This window comes from Citrobacter sp. FP75 (assembly GCF_018342065.1).
In the GTDB taxonomy this organism is placed as follows: domain Bacteria; phylum Pseudomonadota; class Gammaproteobacteria; order Enterobacterales; family Enterobacteriaceae; genus Citrobacter.
Genome location: NZ_JAFDOE010000005.1, coordinates 158,440 through 174,999 on the forward strand (window position 1 = coordinate 158,440; position 16,560 = coordinate 174,999).

The 16,560-nt window shown below is 53.0% G+C and carries 12 protein-coding genes and 1 pseudogene; 11 read left to right on the forward strand and 2 right to left on the reverse strand.

From position 1 onward, the window contains the following. Nucleotides 1–6 precede the first annotated feature (6 nt). Nucleotides 7–1,509, forward strand: coding sequence for an L-arabinose isomerase (gene araA / locus JQ822_RS17575; RefSeq protein ID WP_213134533.1), 1,503 nt, complete (start codon nt 7–9; stop codon nt 1,507–1,509). Nucleotides 1,510–1,603: 94 nt separating this feature from the next. Further along, the gene (gene araD, locus JQ822_RS17580) at nt 1,604–2,299 is read left to right on the forward strand and encodes an L-ribulose-5-phosphate 4-epimerase (protein WP_213134534.1); all 696 of its coding nucleotides are present in this window, start codon (nt 1,604–1,606) and stop codon (nt 2,297–2,299) included. Nucleotides 2,300–2,342: 43 nt separating this feature from the next. On the opposite strand, the gene JQ822_RS17585 is transcribed toward araD, so the two are convergent. Beyond that, on the reverse strand, nt 2,343–2,726 hold the full coding sequence (locus JQ822_RS17585; RefSeq protein WP_213134535.1) for a DUF4751 family protein: 384 nt from the start codon (nt 2,724–2,726) through the stop codon (nt 2,343–2,345). A gap of 459 nt (nt 2,727–3,185) precedes the next feature. Here JQ822_RS17585 and JQ822_RS24420 point away from each other — a divergent pair. The 4 genes and pseudogenes from JQ822_RS24420 to rluA all read left to right on the forward strand — a co-directional run. Continuing rightward, nucleotides 3,186–3,281: pseudogene (locus JQ822_RS24420) on the forward strand (YdcF family protein); the annotation flags it as partial. A 42-nt stretch (nt 3,282–3,323) separates the two neighbouring features. Next, entirely contained in the window at nt 3,324–5,675 is a 2,352-nt protein-coding gene (polB, locus tag JQ822_RS17590) for a DNA polymerase II (protein WP_213134536.1), read from the forward strand. A 175-nt stretch (nt 5,676–5,850) separates the two neighbouring features. Then, entirely contained in the window at nt 5,851–8,757 is a 2,907-nt protein-coding gene (gene rapA / locus JQ822_RS17595) for an RNA polymerase-associated protein RapA (RefSeq protein ID WP_213134537.1), read from the forward strand. An 11-nt stretch (nt 8,758–8,768) separates the two neighbouring features. Continuing rightward, the gene (gene rluA / locus JQ822_RS17600) at nt 8,769–9,428 is read left to right on the forward strand and encodes a bifunctional tRNA pseudouridine(32) synthase/23S rRNA pseudouridine(746) synthase RluA (RefSeq protein WP_213134538.1); all 660 of its coding nucleotides are present in this window, start codon (nt 8,769–8,771) and stop codon (nt 9,426–9,428) included. Nucleotides 9,429–9,600: 172 nt separating this feature from the next. On the opposite strand, the gene djlA is transcribed toward rluA, so the two are convergent. Further along, nucleotides 9,601–10,413, reverse strand: a complete 813-nt coding sequence (gene djlA, locus JQ822_RS17605; protein ID WP_096758333.1) for a co-chaperone DjlA — start codon at nt 10,411–10,413, stop codon at nt 9,601–9,603. Between the two features lie 254 nt (nt 10,414–10,667). Between djlA and lptD the strand changes: the two genes are divergently transcribed. Genes lptD through apaG form a run of 5 tightly spaced genes read left to right on the forward strand, consistent with a single transcriptional unit; the run spans nt 10,668 to nt 16,552 of the window. Next, nucleotides 10,668–13,025, forward strand: coding sequence for an LPS assembly protein LptD (gene lptD / locus JQ822_RS17610; RefSeq protein ID WP_213134539.1), 2,358 nt, complete (start codon nt 10,668–10,670; stop codon nt 13,023–13,025). Between the two features lie 54 nt (nt 13,026–13,079). Continuing rightward, complete coding sequence (surA, locus tag JQ822_RS17615) at nt 13,080–14,366, forward strand: peptidylprolyl isomerase SurA (RefSeq protein ID WP_213134540.1); 1,287 nt, start codon at nt 13,080–13,082, stop codon at nt 14,364–14,366. Next, a complete protein-coding gene (gene pdxA, locus JQ822_RS17620) occupies nt 14,366–15,358 on the forward strand; it encodes a 4-hydroxythreonine-4-phosphate dehydrogenase PdxA (RefSeq protein WP_213134541.1) in 993 nt (330 codons plus the stop codon). The genes surA and pdxA overlap by 1 nt, the downstream gene beginning before the upstream one ends. After that, entirely contained in the window at nt 15,351–16,172 is an 822-nt protein-coding gene (gene rsmA / locus JQ822_RS17625) for a 16S rRNA (adenine(1518)-N(6)/adenine(1519)-N(6))-dimethyltransferase RsmA (protein ID WP_213134542.1), read from the forward strand. Before pdxA ends, rsmA begins: the two co-directional genes overlap by 8 nt. Nucleotides 16,173–16,174: 2 nt before the next feature. Then, nucleotides 16,175–16,552 carry a Co2+/Mg2+ efflux protein ApaG gene (gene apaG / locus JQ822_RS17630; RefSeq protein ID WP_213134543.1) on the forward strand — a complete coding sequence of 126 codons (378 nt, stop codon included), beginning with the start codon at nt 16,175–16,177 and terminating at the stop codon, nt 16,550–16,552. The last annotated feature ends 8 nt before the right edge of the window (nt 16,553–16,560 follow it).

The following is a 16,560-nucleotide window of genomic DNA, read 5'->3' on the forward strand; positions in this document are numbered from 1 at the left end:
ACGACAATGACGATTTTTGATAACTATGAAGTGTGGTTTGTGATTGGTAGCCAGCATCTGTATGGCCCTGAAACCCTGCGTCAGGTAACCCAACATGCCGAGCACGTCGTTAACGCACTGAATACTGAAGCAAAACTGCCTTGCAAACTGGTGTTAAAACCGCTGGGTACTTCACCTGACGAAATTACCGCTATTTGTCGTGACGCTAACTACGACGATCGCTGTGCAGGTCTGGTGGTCTGGCTGCACACTTTCTCCCCGGCCAAAATGTGGATCAACGGCCTGACTATTCTCAACAAACCGCTGATGCAGTTCCATACCCAGTTCAACGCCGCCCTGCCGTGGGACAGCATTGATATGGACTTTATGAACCTGAACCAGACCGCACACGGCGGCCGTGAGTTCGGCTTCATCGGCGCACGTATGCGCCAGCAGCACGCCGTAGTCACCGGTCACTGGCAGGATAAACAAGCACACGAACGTATCGGCTCCTGGATGCGTCAGGCCGTGTCCAAACAGGATACCCGCCATCTGAAGGTGTGCCGTTTTGGCGACAACATGCGTGAAGTAGCAGTCACTGACGGCGATAAAGTGGCCGCGCAGATCAAATTCGGCTTCTCGGTGAACACCTGGGCCGTGGGCGATCTGGTACAGGTGGTGAACGCCATTAGCGACGGTGAAATCAACGCGCTGATCGACGAGTACGAAAGCACTTACACCATGACGGCGGCCACGCAAATCCACGGTGAAAAACGTCAGAACGTCCTGGAGGCGGCCCGTATTGAACTGGGGATGAAGCGTTTCCTCGAGCAGGGTGGATTCCACGCTTTCACCACTACATTTGAAGATTTACACGGCCTGAAACAACTCCCGGGTCTGGCCGTACAGCGTCTGATGCAGCAGGGCTACGGCTTTGCGGGCGAAGGCGACTGGAAAACCGCCGCTCTGCTTCGCATCATGAAGGTGATGTCAACCGGTCTGCAGGGCGGCACCTCATTTATGGAGGATTACACCTACCACTTCGAGAAGGGCAACGATCTGGTGCTCGGCTCACACATGCTGGAAGTGTGTCCGTCTATCGCAGTGGAAGAGAAACCGATCCTCGACGTACAGCACCTCGGTATTGGCGGTAAAGACGATCCCGCTCGCCTGATCTTCAACACCAAAACCGGTCCGGCTGTGGTTGCCAGCCTGATCGATCTCGGCGATCGCTATCGCCTGTTGGTTAACTGCATCGACACAGTTAAAACACCACACGACCTGCCGAAACTGCCGGTAGCGAACGCATTGTGGAAAGCCCAGCCGGATCTGCCAACCGCTTCTGAAGCATGGATCCTTGCCGGTGGCGCGCACCACACCGTATTCAGCCACGCGCTGGATCTGAATGACATGCGTCAGTTCGCTGAAATGCACGACATCGAGATCGCCGTGATCGACAACGATACCCGCCTGCCGGCCTTTAAGGACGCGCTGCGCTGGAACGACGTGTATTACGGTTTTAAACGTTAAGAGTGAAATCTGAATGCCCGGTGGCACTGCGTTTACCGGGCCTACGGTCCTGTAGGCCGGATAAGCAAAGCGCCATCCGGCATGGAGACAGCTAATGCTAGAAGATCTCAAACGTCAGGTACTGGAAGCAAACCTGGCGCTGCCAAAGCACAACCTGGTAACGCTCACCTGGGGGAACGTCAGCGCCGTCGACCGCGAACGCGGCGTGTTGGTGATTAAACCTTCCGGGGTTGATTACAGTGTAATGACCGCTGACGACATGGTGGTGGTCAGTATCGCCACGGGTGACGTGGTGGAGGGGCAAAAAAAACCATCCTCCGACACACCAACGCATCGTCTGCTGTATCAGGCATTCCCGAGCATTGGCGGCATTGTTCATACCCATTCGCGTCACGCAACCATCTGGGCGCAGGCAGGTCAGTCGATTCCAGCCACGGGAACCACCCACGCAGACTATTTCTACGGTTCAATTCCCTGCACGCGTAAAATGACCGATAGCGAGATTAACGGCGAATATGAATGGGAAACCGGCAGTGTGATCGTTGAAACCTTTGAGAAACAAGGTATTGACGCAGCGCAGATGCCTGGCGTGTTAGTGCACTCTCACGGCCCGTTTGCGTGGGGAAAAAATGCCGAAGATGCGGTGCATAACGCCATCGTGCTGGAGGAAGTGGCCTATATGGGGATCTTCTGCCGCCAGCTCGCGCCACAATTGCCCGATATGCAGCAAACGCTACTAGACAAACATTACCTGCGTAAGCACGGTGCTAAAGCCTACTACGGACAGTAACCCTCTTTTTATAAGCGCGTTTTGGTAGTAGCGCGCTTTATTTTTATTCTGCTATGTATTCAGCAAAAGCACTTTGATAAACACAGTTATTAGAACAAACATACTCAATCACATTATCGTAATTTCCATGTGTTTCCTCCCCTTCCAGCGAATGAAAGAAAATATAGTCTGTGATTGTGGACTGCCATTTCTGCCCACGCAATAAATAGTTAATCACTGTGTCCCGATGACCATTTCTTCTGTCATGCCCCTGCCAGTGAAAAAAAGCGTTTCCACCTTCAATGATTTCAGCCCGCCAAATTTGTCCGGTCCATGTTTTATACTCAATATATTTGCTCACGGCTTTGATTGATGGGTTTGAAAGTTGAGTATTAACAAAAAGATAATTTTGGTATCCTGGCAAGATCGCCTGAGTATAGATATTCATAAAAACTCCATTCCATGCACTTTCCGGGTATTTATTAAGAAGCATCCGAACAATAAGTTGATAATAAAATTATATCCGAGATAAAAACAAAATTTTACAGAGAGATTCCCGACGAATTCGAACTGAAAATCCGTTTCTATTCGGCAATAAACACCGTTAAAACATATTATATTTCAGACTCATATCAGGATGCTTCGAATGAAATTTTTACATCAACCATTAACAAGCACAATTAAAAAAAACAAACTTTTCTTGGATCCGAGAAAGATGTAGCAAAATTAAATGATCACAAATCTGAAAAAGCAGAAAACATCCGATAATGCACTTGAAAATACTAATTCAATACATAAATCAGACAGGTAGTAGAGATTTAAGAGAGCAGTCACACAAATAAAATACTTTTCTGCAACTCGTCTTGGTCTCCGTATTCATATTTTAAATGCGAAGATAACCAGGCTGGCGCAAGCACGGTTTTTACTCAGAGAAGCTTTTTACTACAGCGGATACCGCGTCTTACGCCTAATGCCTGTACAAAAAAACAGTACACCCGAGTAAACCAGGCTATAATAATGTCTGGCTTTTTGATGGATACGCAGCGTGGCGCAGGCAGGTTTTATTTTAACCCGGCACTGGCGGGATACCCCGCAGGGGACAGAGGTTTCATTCTGGCTGGCAACGGACAACGGGCCATTGCAGGTCACGCTTGCGCCGCAGGAGTCGGTCGCCTTTATCCCCACCAGCCAGACTCCCCGCGTCACCACATTATTACGCACAGAAAACGGCTGTCGCCTGGCGTCGCTTAACCTGCAAGATTTCCATCGCCAGCCCGTTTCTGGCCTCTACTGCCGCTCGCACCGCCAATTGATGCGCCTTGAGAAGCTACTGCGCGAAAACGGCGTCACGGTGTATGAGGCCGACGTGCGCCCACCGGAACGCTATCTGATGGAGCGTTTTATCACTTCTCCTGTCTGGGTTGAAGGCGACAGACATGACAACACGCTAATTAATGCGCGGCTGAAGCCAAATCCAGACTATCGCCCGCCATTAAAATGGCTATCGCTGGATATCGAAACCACGCGACACGGCGAGCTTTATTGCATCGGTCTCGAAGGCTGCGGACAGCGTATTGTCTATATGCTCGGCCCGGCCAATGGCGATGCCTCGCAGCTTGATTTTGAACTTGAATATGTAGCGAGCCGCCCACAACTGCTGGAAAAACTCAACGCGTGGATCGCCCGCCACGATCCTGATGTCATCATCGGCTGGAACGTGGTGCAGTTCGATTTACGCGTCCTGCAAAATCATGCTGAACGTTACCGTATTCCCCTGCGTTTTGGCCGTGACAACAGTGAACTGGAGTGGCGCGAACACGGCTTCAAAAACGGTGTTTTTTTCGCCCAAGCCAAAGGTCGTCTGATTATTGACGGCATTGAGGCGCTCAAATCCGCATTCTGGAACTTTTCCTCGTTTTCGCTGGAAGCGGTGTCGCAAGAACTGCTGGGTGAAGGGAAGTCGATTGATAACCCATGGGATCGCATGGACGAAATTGATCGTCGGTTCGCTCAGGATAAGCCCGCGCTTGCCACCTATAATCTCAAAGACTGTGAACTGGTCACGCGAATCTTTCATAAAACCGAGATCATGCCGTTTCTGCTGGAGCGCTCAACGGTCAACGGCCTGCCGGTCGACAGGCACGGTGGCTCGGTTGCCGCCTTTGGTCATCTCTATCTTCCACGCATGCACCGTGCCGGTTACGTTGCACCGAATCTGGGTGAAGTCCCGCCGCACGCCAGCCCCGGCGGCTATGTGATGGACTCGCGTCCGGGTTTGTACGACTCGGTGTTAGTGCTGGATTACAAAAGTCTGTACCCGTCGATCATCCGCACTTTTTTGATCGACCCGGTGGGGCTCATTGAAGGCATGGCGCAGCCGGACCCTGAACACAGCACCGAAGGGTTTCTCGATGCCTGGTTCTCACGCGAAAAACACTGCCTGCCGGAAATCGTGACCCGGATCTGGCAGGGGCGCGACGAGGCAAAACGCAACGGGAATAAGCCACTCTCGCAGGCGCTAAAAATCATCATGAACGCGTTTTACGGCGTACTCGGCACCACGGCCTGTCGATTTTTCGACCCCAGACTGGCCTCGTCAATCACCATGCGCGGTCATGCCATCATGCGCCAGACCAAAGCACTGATTGAGGCGCAGGGCTACGACGTTATCTATGGCGATACCGACTCCACTTTTGTCTGGCTCAAAGGCGCGCATTCACAAGAAGATGCAACCAGGATTGGTCGGGAACTGGTACACCATGTCAACACCTGGTGGGCGCAGTCGCTGCAACAACAAAATCTGACCAGCGCACTGGAGCTGGAGTTTGAAACCCATTTCAGCCGCTTTTTGATGCCGACCATCCGCGGCGCGGATACGGGTAGCAAGAAACGCTACGCCGGACTCATTCAGGACGGGGACCAGCAGCGCATGGTCTTCAAAGGGCTGGAAACGGTGCGCACCGACTGGACGCCGCTGGCGCAACGATTCCAGCAGGAACTCTATTGGCGGGTCTTTCGTCAGGAGCCGTATCAGGATTTTGTCAGGGAAACCATCGACAGCCTGATGGCCGGTAAACTCGACGATCAGCTGGTTTACCGCAAACGCCTGCGCCGCCCGTTAAGCGAATACCAACGTAATGTTCCGCCACACGTTCGCGCCGCGCGGCTTGCCGATGAACAGAACGTAAAACTGGGCCGTCAGCCACAGTATCAAAATCGTGGCACCATTAAATATGTCTGGACGGTAAATGGTCCGGAACCTGTGGATTATCAGCTCTCTGCGCTGGATTATGAGCATTATCTCACGCGCCAGATACAACCGGTCGCCGAGGGAATTCTTCCCTTTGTTGATGATAACTTTGCTACACTACTCACAGGGCAACTGGGGTTATTTTGACGCGTGACGAAACCGTCGCCATCCAGTACCATAGCGCCCTTTCCATTCCTGGACCCATTTTACACCACTACCACTGATTCATTAGCCTGGTAGCGGGGTCGTATGCTCTGAAAACTCGGACTACCCGAGAAATGACGAGTATTGCCTGCAATTAAAGATATAGAGCCGAACATATATGCCTTTTACACTTGGTCAACGCTGGATCAGCGATACAGAAAGCGAATTGGGACTTGGTACCGTTGTCGCCATGGATGCGCGAACCGTCACCCTACTTTTCTCCTCGACGGGTGAAAACCGTCTGTATGCGCGCAGTGACTGCCCCGTGACCCGCGTGATGTTCAATCCTGGCGATACGATAACAAGCCATGAAGGCTGGCAATTGCATGTCGATGAAGTAAAAGAAGAAAATGGACTGCTTGCCTATATCGGAACCCGCCTTGATACCGAAGAAACCGGTATAGTGCTGCGTGAAGTACTCCTCGACAGCAAACTGGTGTTCAGCAAACCACAGGACCGTCTGTTTGCTGGCCAAATCGATCGTATGGACCGCTTTGCGCTGCGCTACCGTGCGCGTAAATTTCAGAGCGAGCAGTATCGTATGCCGTGGAGTGGTCTGCGTGGTCAACGTACCAGCCTGATCCCCCACCAGCTCAACATTGCCCATGATGTTGGTCGTCGCCATGCCCCGCGCGTTCTGCTGGCAGATGAAGTCGGCTTAGGGAAAACCATTGAAGCCGGGATGATCCTGCATCAGCAACTACTGTCCGGCGCCGCCGAACGCGTGCTGATCATCGTCCCCGAGACGTTACAACACCAATGGCTGGTCGAAATGCTGCGCCGTTTCAACCTGCGCTTTGCGCTGTTTGATGATGAACGCTATGCCGAAGCGCAGCATGACGCCTACAACCCGTTTGAAACCGAGCAGTTGATCATCTGCTCGCTGGATTTTGCCCGCCGTAGCAAACAGCGCCTGGAACATTTGTGTGACGCAGAATGGGATCTGCTGGTTGTCGATGAAGCTCATCACCTGGTGTGGAGCGAGGATGCGCCAAGCCGCGAGTATATGGCGATTGAACAACTGGCCGAGCGCGTACCGGGCATCCTGCTGCTGACCGCAACGCCGGAACAGTTGGGCATGGAAAGCCACTTTGCGCGTTTGCGGTTGCTGGACCCAAGCCGTTTCCACGATTTCGAGCAGTTTGTTGAAGAGCAAAAAAATTACCGTCCGGTTGCCGATGCCGTCGCCATGCTGCTGGCAGGCAATAAGTTGAGTAACAATGAGCTGAATATGCTCGGCGATCTGATTGGCGAGCAGGACATTGAGCCGCTGCTACAGGCCGCGAACAGCGATCGCGAAGATGCTCAGAGCGCACGTCAGGAACTGGTTTCCATGCTGATGGACCGTCATGGCACCAGCCGCGTACTGTTCCGCAACACCCGTAATGGCGTGAAAGGCTTCCCGAAACGCGAACTGCATACCATCAAGCTGCCGCTGCCGACCCAATATCAGACGGCGATCAAAGTCTCCGGCATTATGGGCGCACGTAAGAGCGCAGAAGAGCGCGCACGCGACATGCTCTACCCGGAGCAGATTTATCAGGAATTCGAAGGCGATACCGGCACCTGGTGGAACTTTGATCCTCGCGTGGAATGGTTGATGGGCTACCTGACCAGCCATCGTTCACAAAAGGTCCTGGTTATCTGTGCAAAAGCGACCACCGCGTTGCAGCTGGAGCAGGTTCTGCGCGAGCGTGAAGGCATTCGTGCCGCCGTATTCCATGAGGGTATGTCGATCATTGAACGTGACCGTGCCGCCGCCTGGTTTAGCGAAGAAGATAGCGGCGCGCAGGTCATGCTGTGCTCGGAAATCGGTTCTGAAGGCCGTAACTTCCAGTTCGCCAGCAACCTGGTGATGTTTGACCTGCCGTTCAACCCTGACCTGCTGGAACAGCGTATTGGTCGCCTGGACCGTATTGGTCAGGCGCATGATATTCAGATCCACGTCCCGTATCTGGAAAAAACCGCACAGTCCGTGCTGGTGCGCTGGTACCACGAAGGTCTGGATGCGTTTGAGCACACCTGCCCGACCGGGCGTACTATTTATGACACCGTCTATAACAATCTGATTGGCTATCTGGCAGAGCCGGAAAACACCGAAGGATTTGATGACCTGATCAAAACCTGCCGCGAACAGCATGACGCCCTGAAAGTACAGCTTGAACAAGGGCGTGATCGTCTGCTGGAAATTCATTCCAACGGTGGCGAAAAAGCGCTGGCGTTGGCTGAGAGCATTGAAGAGCAGGATGACGATACCAGCCTGATCGCCTTTGCTATGAACCTGTTTGATATCGTCGGTATTAATCAGGACGATCGCGGTGACAATCTCATCGTGCTGACACCGTCCGATCATATGCTGGTTCCTGATTTCCCGGGGCTGCCGGAAGATGGCTGCACGATCACCTTTGAGCGTGATATTGCACTGTCGCGTGAAGATGCGCAGTTTATCACCTGGGAGCATCCGCTGATCCGTAATGGTCTGGATCTTATCCTCTCTGGTGATACCGGCAGCAGCACGATTTCTCTGTTGAAAAACAAAGCATTACCGGTTGGAACCCTGCTGGTTGAACTGGTGTATGTGGTTGAAGCCCAGGCACCGAAACAGCTGCAGTTAAACCGTTTCCTGCCGCCGACGCCGGTGCGCATGCTGCTGGATAAAAACGGTAATAACCTCGCCGCCCAGGTGGAGTTTGAAACCTTTAACCGCCAACTCAGCGCCGTTAACCGCCATACCGGTAGCAAGCTGGTCAACGCCGTACAGCAAGATGTCCATGCGATTCTGCAACTGGGTGAAGCGCAGGTCGAGCAATCTGCCCGAGCGCTGATCGACGCCGCGCGTAAAGAGGCGGACGAGAAGCTGTCTGCGGAGCTGTCGCGTCTGGAAGCACTGCGCGCCGTTAACCCGAACATCCGTGATGACGAACTTGCCGCGATTGAAAGCAACCGTCAACAAGTGATGGAAAGCCTGGATCAGGCTGGCTGGCGTCTGGATGCCTTACGCCTGATCGTCGTGACGCATCAGTAACGGAGCCATACATGGGGATGGAAAACTACAATCCGCCGCAGGAGCCCTGGCTGGTTATCCTGTATCAGGATGAACACATTATGGTGGTCAACAAACCGAGCGGCTTGTTGTCCGTACCGGGTCGTCTGGATGAGCACAAAGACAGTGTGATGGCGCGTATTCAACGCGACTACCCACAGGCTGAATCCGTGCATCGTCTGGACATGGCCACCAGCGGCGTGATTGTAGTAGCGCTGACTAAAGCGGCAGAGCGTGAGCTAAAACGTCAGTTTCGCGAACGTGAACCGAAGAAGCAGTATGTCGCACGCGTGTGGGGACATCCGTCCCCCACTGAAGGACTGGTGGATTTACCGCTGATTTGCGACTGGCCAAACCGACCAAAACAGAAAGTGTGTTATGAGACGGGCAAAGCCGCGCAGACCGAGTATGAAGTCGTGGAGTTCGCGGCGGATAACACCGCCCGGGTGGTGCTAAAACCCATTACCGGACGCTCTCATCAGCTGCGTGTGCATATGCTGGCATTAGGGCATCCGATTCTGGGCGATCGCTTCTATGCCCCACCGGAAGCACTGGCGATGTCGCCGCGTCTGTTGCTGCACGCAGAGATGTTAACCATTACTCATCCTGAATACGGCAACAGTATGACCTTTAAAGTCCCGGCGGATTTTTAAAACGTTGCTGGGACACATTTCGTTTTTACTTTGTGTCTCGGGTTATAGACACAAATCATACGAGATGCATCGAGGCGGCAAACGAAGAAATCCCCAGGAGCATAGATAACTATGTGACTGGGGTTTCACAGTGCAGCCAACAAAGAGGCAGCCTGAAGGATGCCGTGTATATTTACTTGAAGCCTTTCTGTTCTTTAATTAGCTCGTATGCTTTTTGAATTTCCTGCGCTTTCTGCTTCGCCATTTCCATCATTTCTGGCGGCAACCCCTTCGCGACCAGTTTGTCGGGATGGTGCTCGCTCATCAGTTTGCGATAAGCGCGCTTAATGGTGGTTGCATCGTCGGTGGCTTTAACGCCCAGCACGTTACACGCATCTTCCAGCGTCGGGCCGCGTTGTGCCTGCTGCCAGCCGCCGCCAGACTGTTGCTGATATCCACCGCCGAACTGCGCCCCGCCCTGCATCATGCGCAGGTACTGATCAAATTGCGCGCGCGAGATCCCCAGCTCTTCAGCAATCACGTACAGCACTTCGCGTTCGTTAGGATGCAGTGAACCATCCGCAAACGCCGCCTGGATCTGGATCTCCAGAAACATACGGATCAGATCGAAGCGACCAAAACAGACGCTGCGGAACTGGCGCATCTTTTCACGTAATGGGTAATTGTCTGATTTTCCCACCCGAAAGGCATGCTGCGCTGCGGTACGTGAGTCACCGTGTAAATTCATCCGGTCCATCAGTTGGCTGGCGATATGAATATCGGCTTCCGTGACGCGTCCTTTTGATTTGGTCAGATGTCCCATCACTTCAAAAGTGGTGGCAAAAAACAGCGCCTGACGTTCACGTTGGTTCGCAAACCACGCCATTTTGCGCATGCGGGCTTTGTCGAACATATGACCCACGAGCAGGCCTAAAACCACGCCCCAGAAGCCGCCGCCCATCATTAATGCCACGGCTACACCAATAATCTTTCCCCAATACTGCATAGACTCCCCAAATCTTTACGCTGCCAGCCGGGCTATGTCCCACAATATAAGGTGCTTTTACCGTTTTACGGCAGCGGTCAATTGTGGGACATCGCCTATAATTTGCATTATCATACCTGTCATTCAATGCCGTGCCTAACACCACGGAGCCTTAATCGGCAGGATTAACACTAGCGCAGTGAAGATGAGATAAGTTAGGCTGTGACCGTTTGTCACGCGCGACGCTACTGATGATGGAACAATAAATACAACGTATGAAAAAACGTATTCCCACTCTTCTGGCCACCATGATTGCCGCCGCCCTTTATAGTCAACAGGGTCTGGCAGCCGATCTCGCCTCACAGTGCATGTTGGGCGTGCCAAGCTATAACCGTCCTCTGGTGCAGGGCGAGACCAATGAGTTACCCGTCACCATCAATGCCGATCACGCAAAAGGGAATTACCCGGATGACGCCGTGTTTACTGGCAACGTGGATATCGCACAGGGTAATAGCCGCCTGCAAGCCGACGAAGTGCAACTGCACCAGAAACAGGCCGAGGGTCAACCGGAGCCGGTTCGTACCGTCGATGCGCTGGGCAACGTCCATTATGATGACAACCAGGTCATTCTGAAGGGGCCGAAGGGTTGGTCGAATCTGAATACCAAAGATACCAACATCTGGGAGGGTGACTACCAGATGGTGGGTCGTCAGGGGCGCGGGAAAGCGGACCTGATGAAACAGCGTGGGGAAAACCGCTATACCATCCTGGAAAACGGGACCTTTACCTCCTGCCTGCCAGGTTCCGATACCTGGAGCGTCGTCGGTAGCGAAGTGATCCACGACCGTGAAGAACAGGTCGCGGAAATCTGGAACGCCCGCTTTAAACTGGGTCCGGTTCCGGTCTTTTACAGCCCGTATATGCAGCTGCCGGTCGGCGACAAACGCCGCTCCGGTTTCTTGATCCCGAACGCAAAATACTCCACCAATAACTATTTTGAGTTCTACCTGCCGTATTACTGGAACATCGCGCCCAATATGGACGCCACCATCACGCCGCACTATATGCACCGTCGTGGTGGCGTTATGTGGGAGAACGAATTCCGCTATCTCAGCCAGGCAGGCACCGGTTTGATGGAGTTCGACTACCTGAACTCCGATAAAGTTTACGACGACGAACATCCGAAGGATGACAACTCACGCCGCTGGCTTTTCTACTGGCAACACTCTGGCGTGATGGATCAGGTGTGGCGCTTCAACGTCGACTACACCAAGGTCAGCGACACCAGCTACTTTAATGATTTTGATAACAAGTACGGTTCCAGTACCGACGGCTACGCCACGCAGAAATTTAGCGTCGGCTACGCGGTACAGAACTTTGACGCCACGGTATCGACCAAACAGTTCCAGGTCTTCGATGCTGCCAACAGCAACAGTTACTCAGCGCAGCCGCAATTAGACGTCAACTACTACCAGAATGATGTCGGTCCGTTCGATACCCGTATTTATGGTCAGGCGGTACATTTCGTTAATACCAATGACAACATGCCGGAAGCGACGCGTGTTCACCTTGAGCCGACGATCAATCTACCGCTGTCGAATGATTGGGGGAGTATCAATACCGAAGCGAAACTGCTGGCGACCCATTATCAGCAGACCAATCTGGACTGGTATAACAGTAATCCGCAGAACACCAAGCTGGATGATTCCGCCAACCGCGTGATGCCGCAGTTTAAAGTTGACGGCAAGATGGTATTCGAGCGTGACATGCAAATGCTGGCGCCGGGTTATACCCAGACGCTGGAGCCGCGCGCGCAGTATCTGTACGTCCCGTATCGTGACCAAAGCCATATCTATAACTATGACTCTTCCCTGCTGCAGTCTGACTACAACGGCCTGTTCCGTGACCGTACCTACGGCGGTCTGGACCGTATTGCTTCCGCCAACCAGGTAACGACCGGGGTCACATCTCGCGTATATGATGATGCGGCGGTTGAACGTTTTAATATTTCTGTGGGTCAAATCTACTATTTCACCGAGTCTCGCACCGGCGATGACAACATTAAATGGGAGAATGACGACAAAACCGGCTCGCTGGTATGGGCAGGCGATACCTACTGGCGTATCTCCGATCGCTGGGGTTTACGCAGCGGGATCCAGTACGACACGCGTCTGGACAGCGTCGCAACCAGCAGCAGCAGCATCGAATACCGTCGCGATGAAAACCGCATGCTGCAGTTGAACTACCGTTATGCCAGCTCGGAGTATATCCAGGCAACCCTGCCTTCATACTACTCTACGGCAGATCAGTATAAAAACGGGATTTCGCAGGTAGGCGCGGTGGCAAGCTTCCCAATCGCCGAACGCTGGTCGATTGTTGGTGCTTACTACTTCGATACCAACGTGAACAAGGAAGCGGATTCTATGCTGGGGCTGCAGTACAACTCCTGCTGTTACGCCATTCGCTTTGGCTACGAACGTAAGCTGAACGGTTGGGATAATACTCAGCAGCACGCGATTTATGACAACACGATTGGCTTTAATATCGAACTACGCGGCCTGAGCTCTAACTATGGTCTCGGCACCAACCAAATGCTGCGTTCGAACATTTTGCCGTATCAAAGCTCTTTATGATCTGATTGATTTAAAACGTAATCCGCATTGCGGTTAATTAATAATGGAAAAAGTATGAAGAACTGGAAAACGCTGCTTCTCGGTATCGCCATGATCGCGAATACCAGTTTCGCTGCCCCACAGGTAGTCGATAAAGTCGCAGCCGTCGTCAATAACGGCGTCGTTCTGGAAAGCGACGTTGATGGCTTAATGCAGTCAGTAAAACTTAATGCGGGTCAGGCGGGTCAACAGTTACCGGACGACGCCACGCTGCGCCATCAGATTCTGGAACGTTTGATCATGGATCAAATCATCCTGCAGATGGGTCAGAAGATGGGGGTGAAAATCTCTGATGAGCAGTTGGATCAGGCCATCGCCAACATCGCTAAGCAGAACAATATGACGCTGGACCAGATGCGCAGTCGCCTGGCACACGATGGCCTAAGCTATTCGACCTATCGTAACCAGATCCGCAAAGAGATGACTATCTCTGAAGTGCGCAACAACGAAGTTCGCCGTCGCGTCACCATTCTGCCTCAGGAAGTGGATGCTCTGGCACAGCAGGTTGGCAACCAAAATGATGCCAGCACTGAACTGAACCTGAGCCACATTCTGATTCCGTTACCGGAAAACCCATCTTCAGACCAGGTAAACGAAGCTGAAAGCCAGGCGCGTTCTGTTGTCGATGAAGCGCGTAATGGTAGTGATTTTGGTAAACTGGCTATCACCTATTCCGCAGACCAGCAGGCGCTGAAAGGCGGCCAGATGGGCTGGGGACGTATTCAGGAGCTGCCGGGCATCTTTGCTCAGGCGTTAAGCACCGCGAAAAAAGGCGATATCATCGGCCCGATTCGTTCAGGCGTCGGCTTCCACATCCTGAAAGTCAACGATATGCGTGGTCAAAGCCAGAGCATCTCCGTGACTGAAGTTCACGCCCGTCATATCCTGCTGAAACCGTCGCCGATCATGACCGATCAGCAGGCGCGTCTGAAGCTCGAACAAATCGCGGCTGATATTAAGAGCGGTAAAACGACCTTCGCCGCAGCGGCTAAAGAGTTCTCTCAGGATCCTGGTTCAGCAAACCAGGGCGGCGATCTGGGCTGGGCGGCAGCGGATATTTTCGATCCGGCCTTCCGCGATGCGCTGACCAAACTCAACAAAGGACAGATGAGCACCCCGGTGCATTCCTCTTTTGGCTGGCACCTGATTGAACTGCTGGACACGCGTAACGTTGATAAAACTGACGCTGCGCAGAAAGACAGGGCTTACCGTATGCTGATGAACCGTAAGTTCTCGGAAGAAGCAGCGACCTGGATGCAGGAACAGCGCGCCAGCGCATACGTTAAAGTTCTGAGCAACTAATGGCCCGTACTCAACGCGTCGTCATCACTCCCGGCGAACCCGCCGGGATTGGTCCGGATCTTGTAGTCCAGCTTGCGCAGCGTGAGTGGCCTGTAGAACTCGTCGTCTGTGCAGATGCCGCACTCCTCAGTGACCGGGCAGCGATGCTCGGTTTACCGCTTTCACTTCTCCCTTACACTCCAGATACCCCAGCCCGACCGCAATCAGCAGGCACATTGACGCTGCTACCGATTGCACTATGCACTCCTGCCGTCGCGGGTCAACTGGCGGTAGAAAATGGACAGTATGTGGTCGATACGCTGGCTCGTGCGTGTGATGGTTGCTTACAAGGTGAGTTTGCCGCACTGATTACCGGCCCGGTTCACAAGGGCGTGATCAATGATGCTGGCGTGCCGTTTACCGGACATACCGAATTTTTTGAAGCGCGCTCGCAGGCGAAGAAAGTCGTGATGATGCTGGCGACCGAGGAACTGCGCGTTGCGCTGGCGACCACGCACCTGCCGCTCAGAGCCGTTGCCGATGCCATTACGCCCGCGCTACTGCGCGAAGTCATTGGCATTCTGCATCATGATTTACGCACCAAGTTTGGCCTGAACGATCCGCATATTCTGGTCTGCGGTCTGAACCCGCATGCCGGAGAAGGCGGTCATATGGGGACAGAAGAGATAGACACTATCATTCCCGTGCTGGATGAGATGCGCGCACAGGGCATGAAATTACACGGTCCGTTGCCTGCAGACACCCTGTTTCAGCCCAAATATCTCGATAGCGCGGATGCCGTATTGGCAATGTACCACGATCAGGGTCTGCCCGTGCTAAAATACCAGGGATTTGGTCGCGGTGTGAATATCACACTGGGCCTGCCATTTATTCGTACATCCGTTGATCACGGCACCGCACTTGAACTGGCGGGTCGTGGGCAAGCAGATGTCGGCAGTTTTATTACGGCGCTTAACCTCGCCATCAAAATGATTGTTAATACTAATGAATAATCGAGTCCATCAGGGCCATTTAGCCCGTAAACGTTTCGGGCAAAACTTCCTCAACGATCAGTTTGTGATCGAGAGTATTGTCTCTGCTATCAACCCGCAAAAGGGTCAGGCAATGGTCGAAATCGGCCCGGGCCTCGCGGCATTGACCGAGCCGGTAGGTGAACGTCTGGACAAGCTCACGGTCATTGAACTGGACCGCGATCTCGCCGCACGCCTGCAAACGCACCCGTTTTTAGGACCCAAGCTGACTATCTATCAGCAAGACGCCATGACCATGAACTTCGGCGAACTGTCGCAAACCCTGGGTCAGCCGCTGCGCGTATTTGGTAACCTGCCTTACAACATCTCCACGCCGTTGATGTTCCATCTTTTTACCTATACTGATGCCATTGCTGACATGCATTTCATGTTGCAAAAAGAGGTGGTCAATCGTCTGGTTGCAGGGCCAAACAGTAAGGCGTATGGTCGATTGAGCGTCATGGCGCAATATTACTGCAATGTGATCCCGGTACTTGAAGTGCCGCCATCCGCATTTACGCCTGCACCTAAAGTCGATTCCGCCGTTGTACGCCTGGTCCCTCACGCGACGATGCCGTACCCGGTTAAAGATGTTCGCGTCCTGAGCCGTATTACGACCGAAGCGTTTAACCAGCGCCGTAAAACGGTACGTAACAGCCTCGGTAATCTGTTCAGCGTTGAAGTGCTGACGGAACTGGGTGTTGATCCGGCGTTGCGAGCGGAAAATATCTCTGTCGCCCAATACTGCCGGATGGCTAACTATCTGTCAGAAAAAACGCCATCGAAGGAGAGTTAAGCATGATCAATTCGCCCCGAGTGTGTATTCAGGTACAAAGCGTCTACATTGAGGCGCAATCCTCACCTGATGATGAACGTTACGTTTTTGCCTATACCGTAACCATCCGCAATTTGGGGCGAGCGCCGGTGCAGCTGTTGGGACGTTACTGGTTGATTACCAATGGTCATGGCCGTGAAACCGAAGTTCAGGGCGAAGGTGTGGTTGGCGTTCAGCCCCACATTGAGCCCGGCGAAGAGTACCAATATACCAGCGGTGCGGTGATTGAAACCCCGCTGGGCACCATGCAGGGTCATTACGAAATGATCGATGCGCAGGGCGTTGCCTTTACCATCGACATTCCCGTATTCCGACTCGCCGTTCCAACTCTCATCCACTAAAACAATAG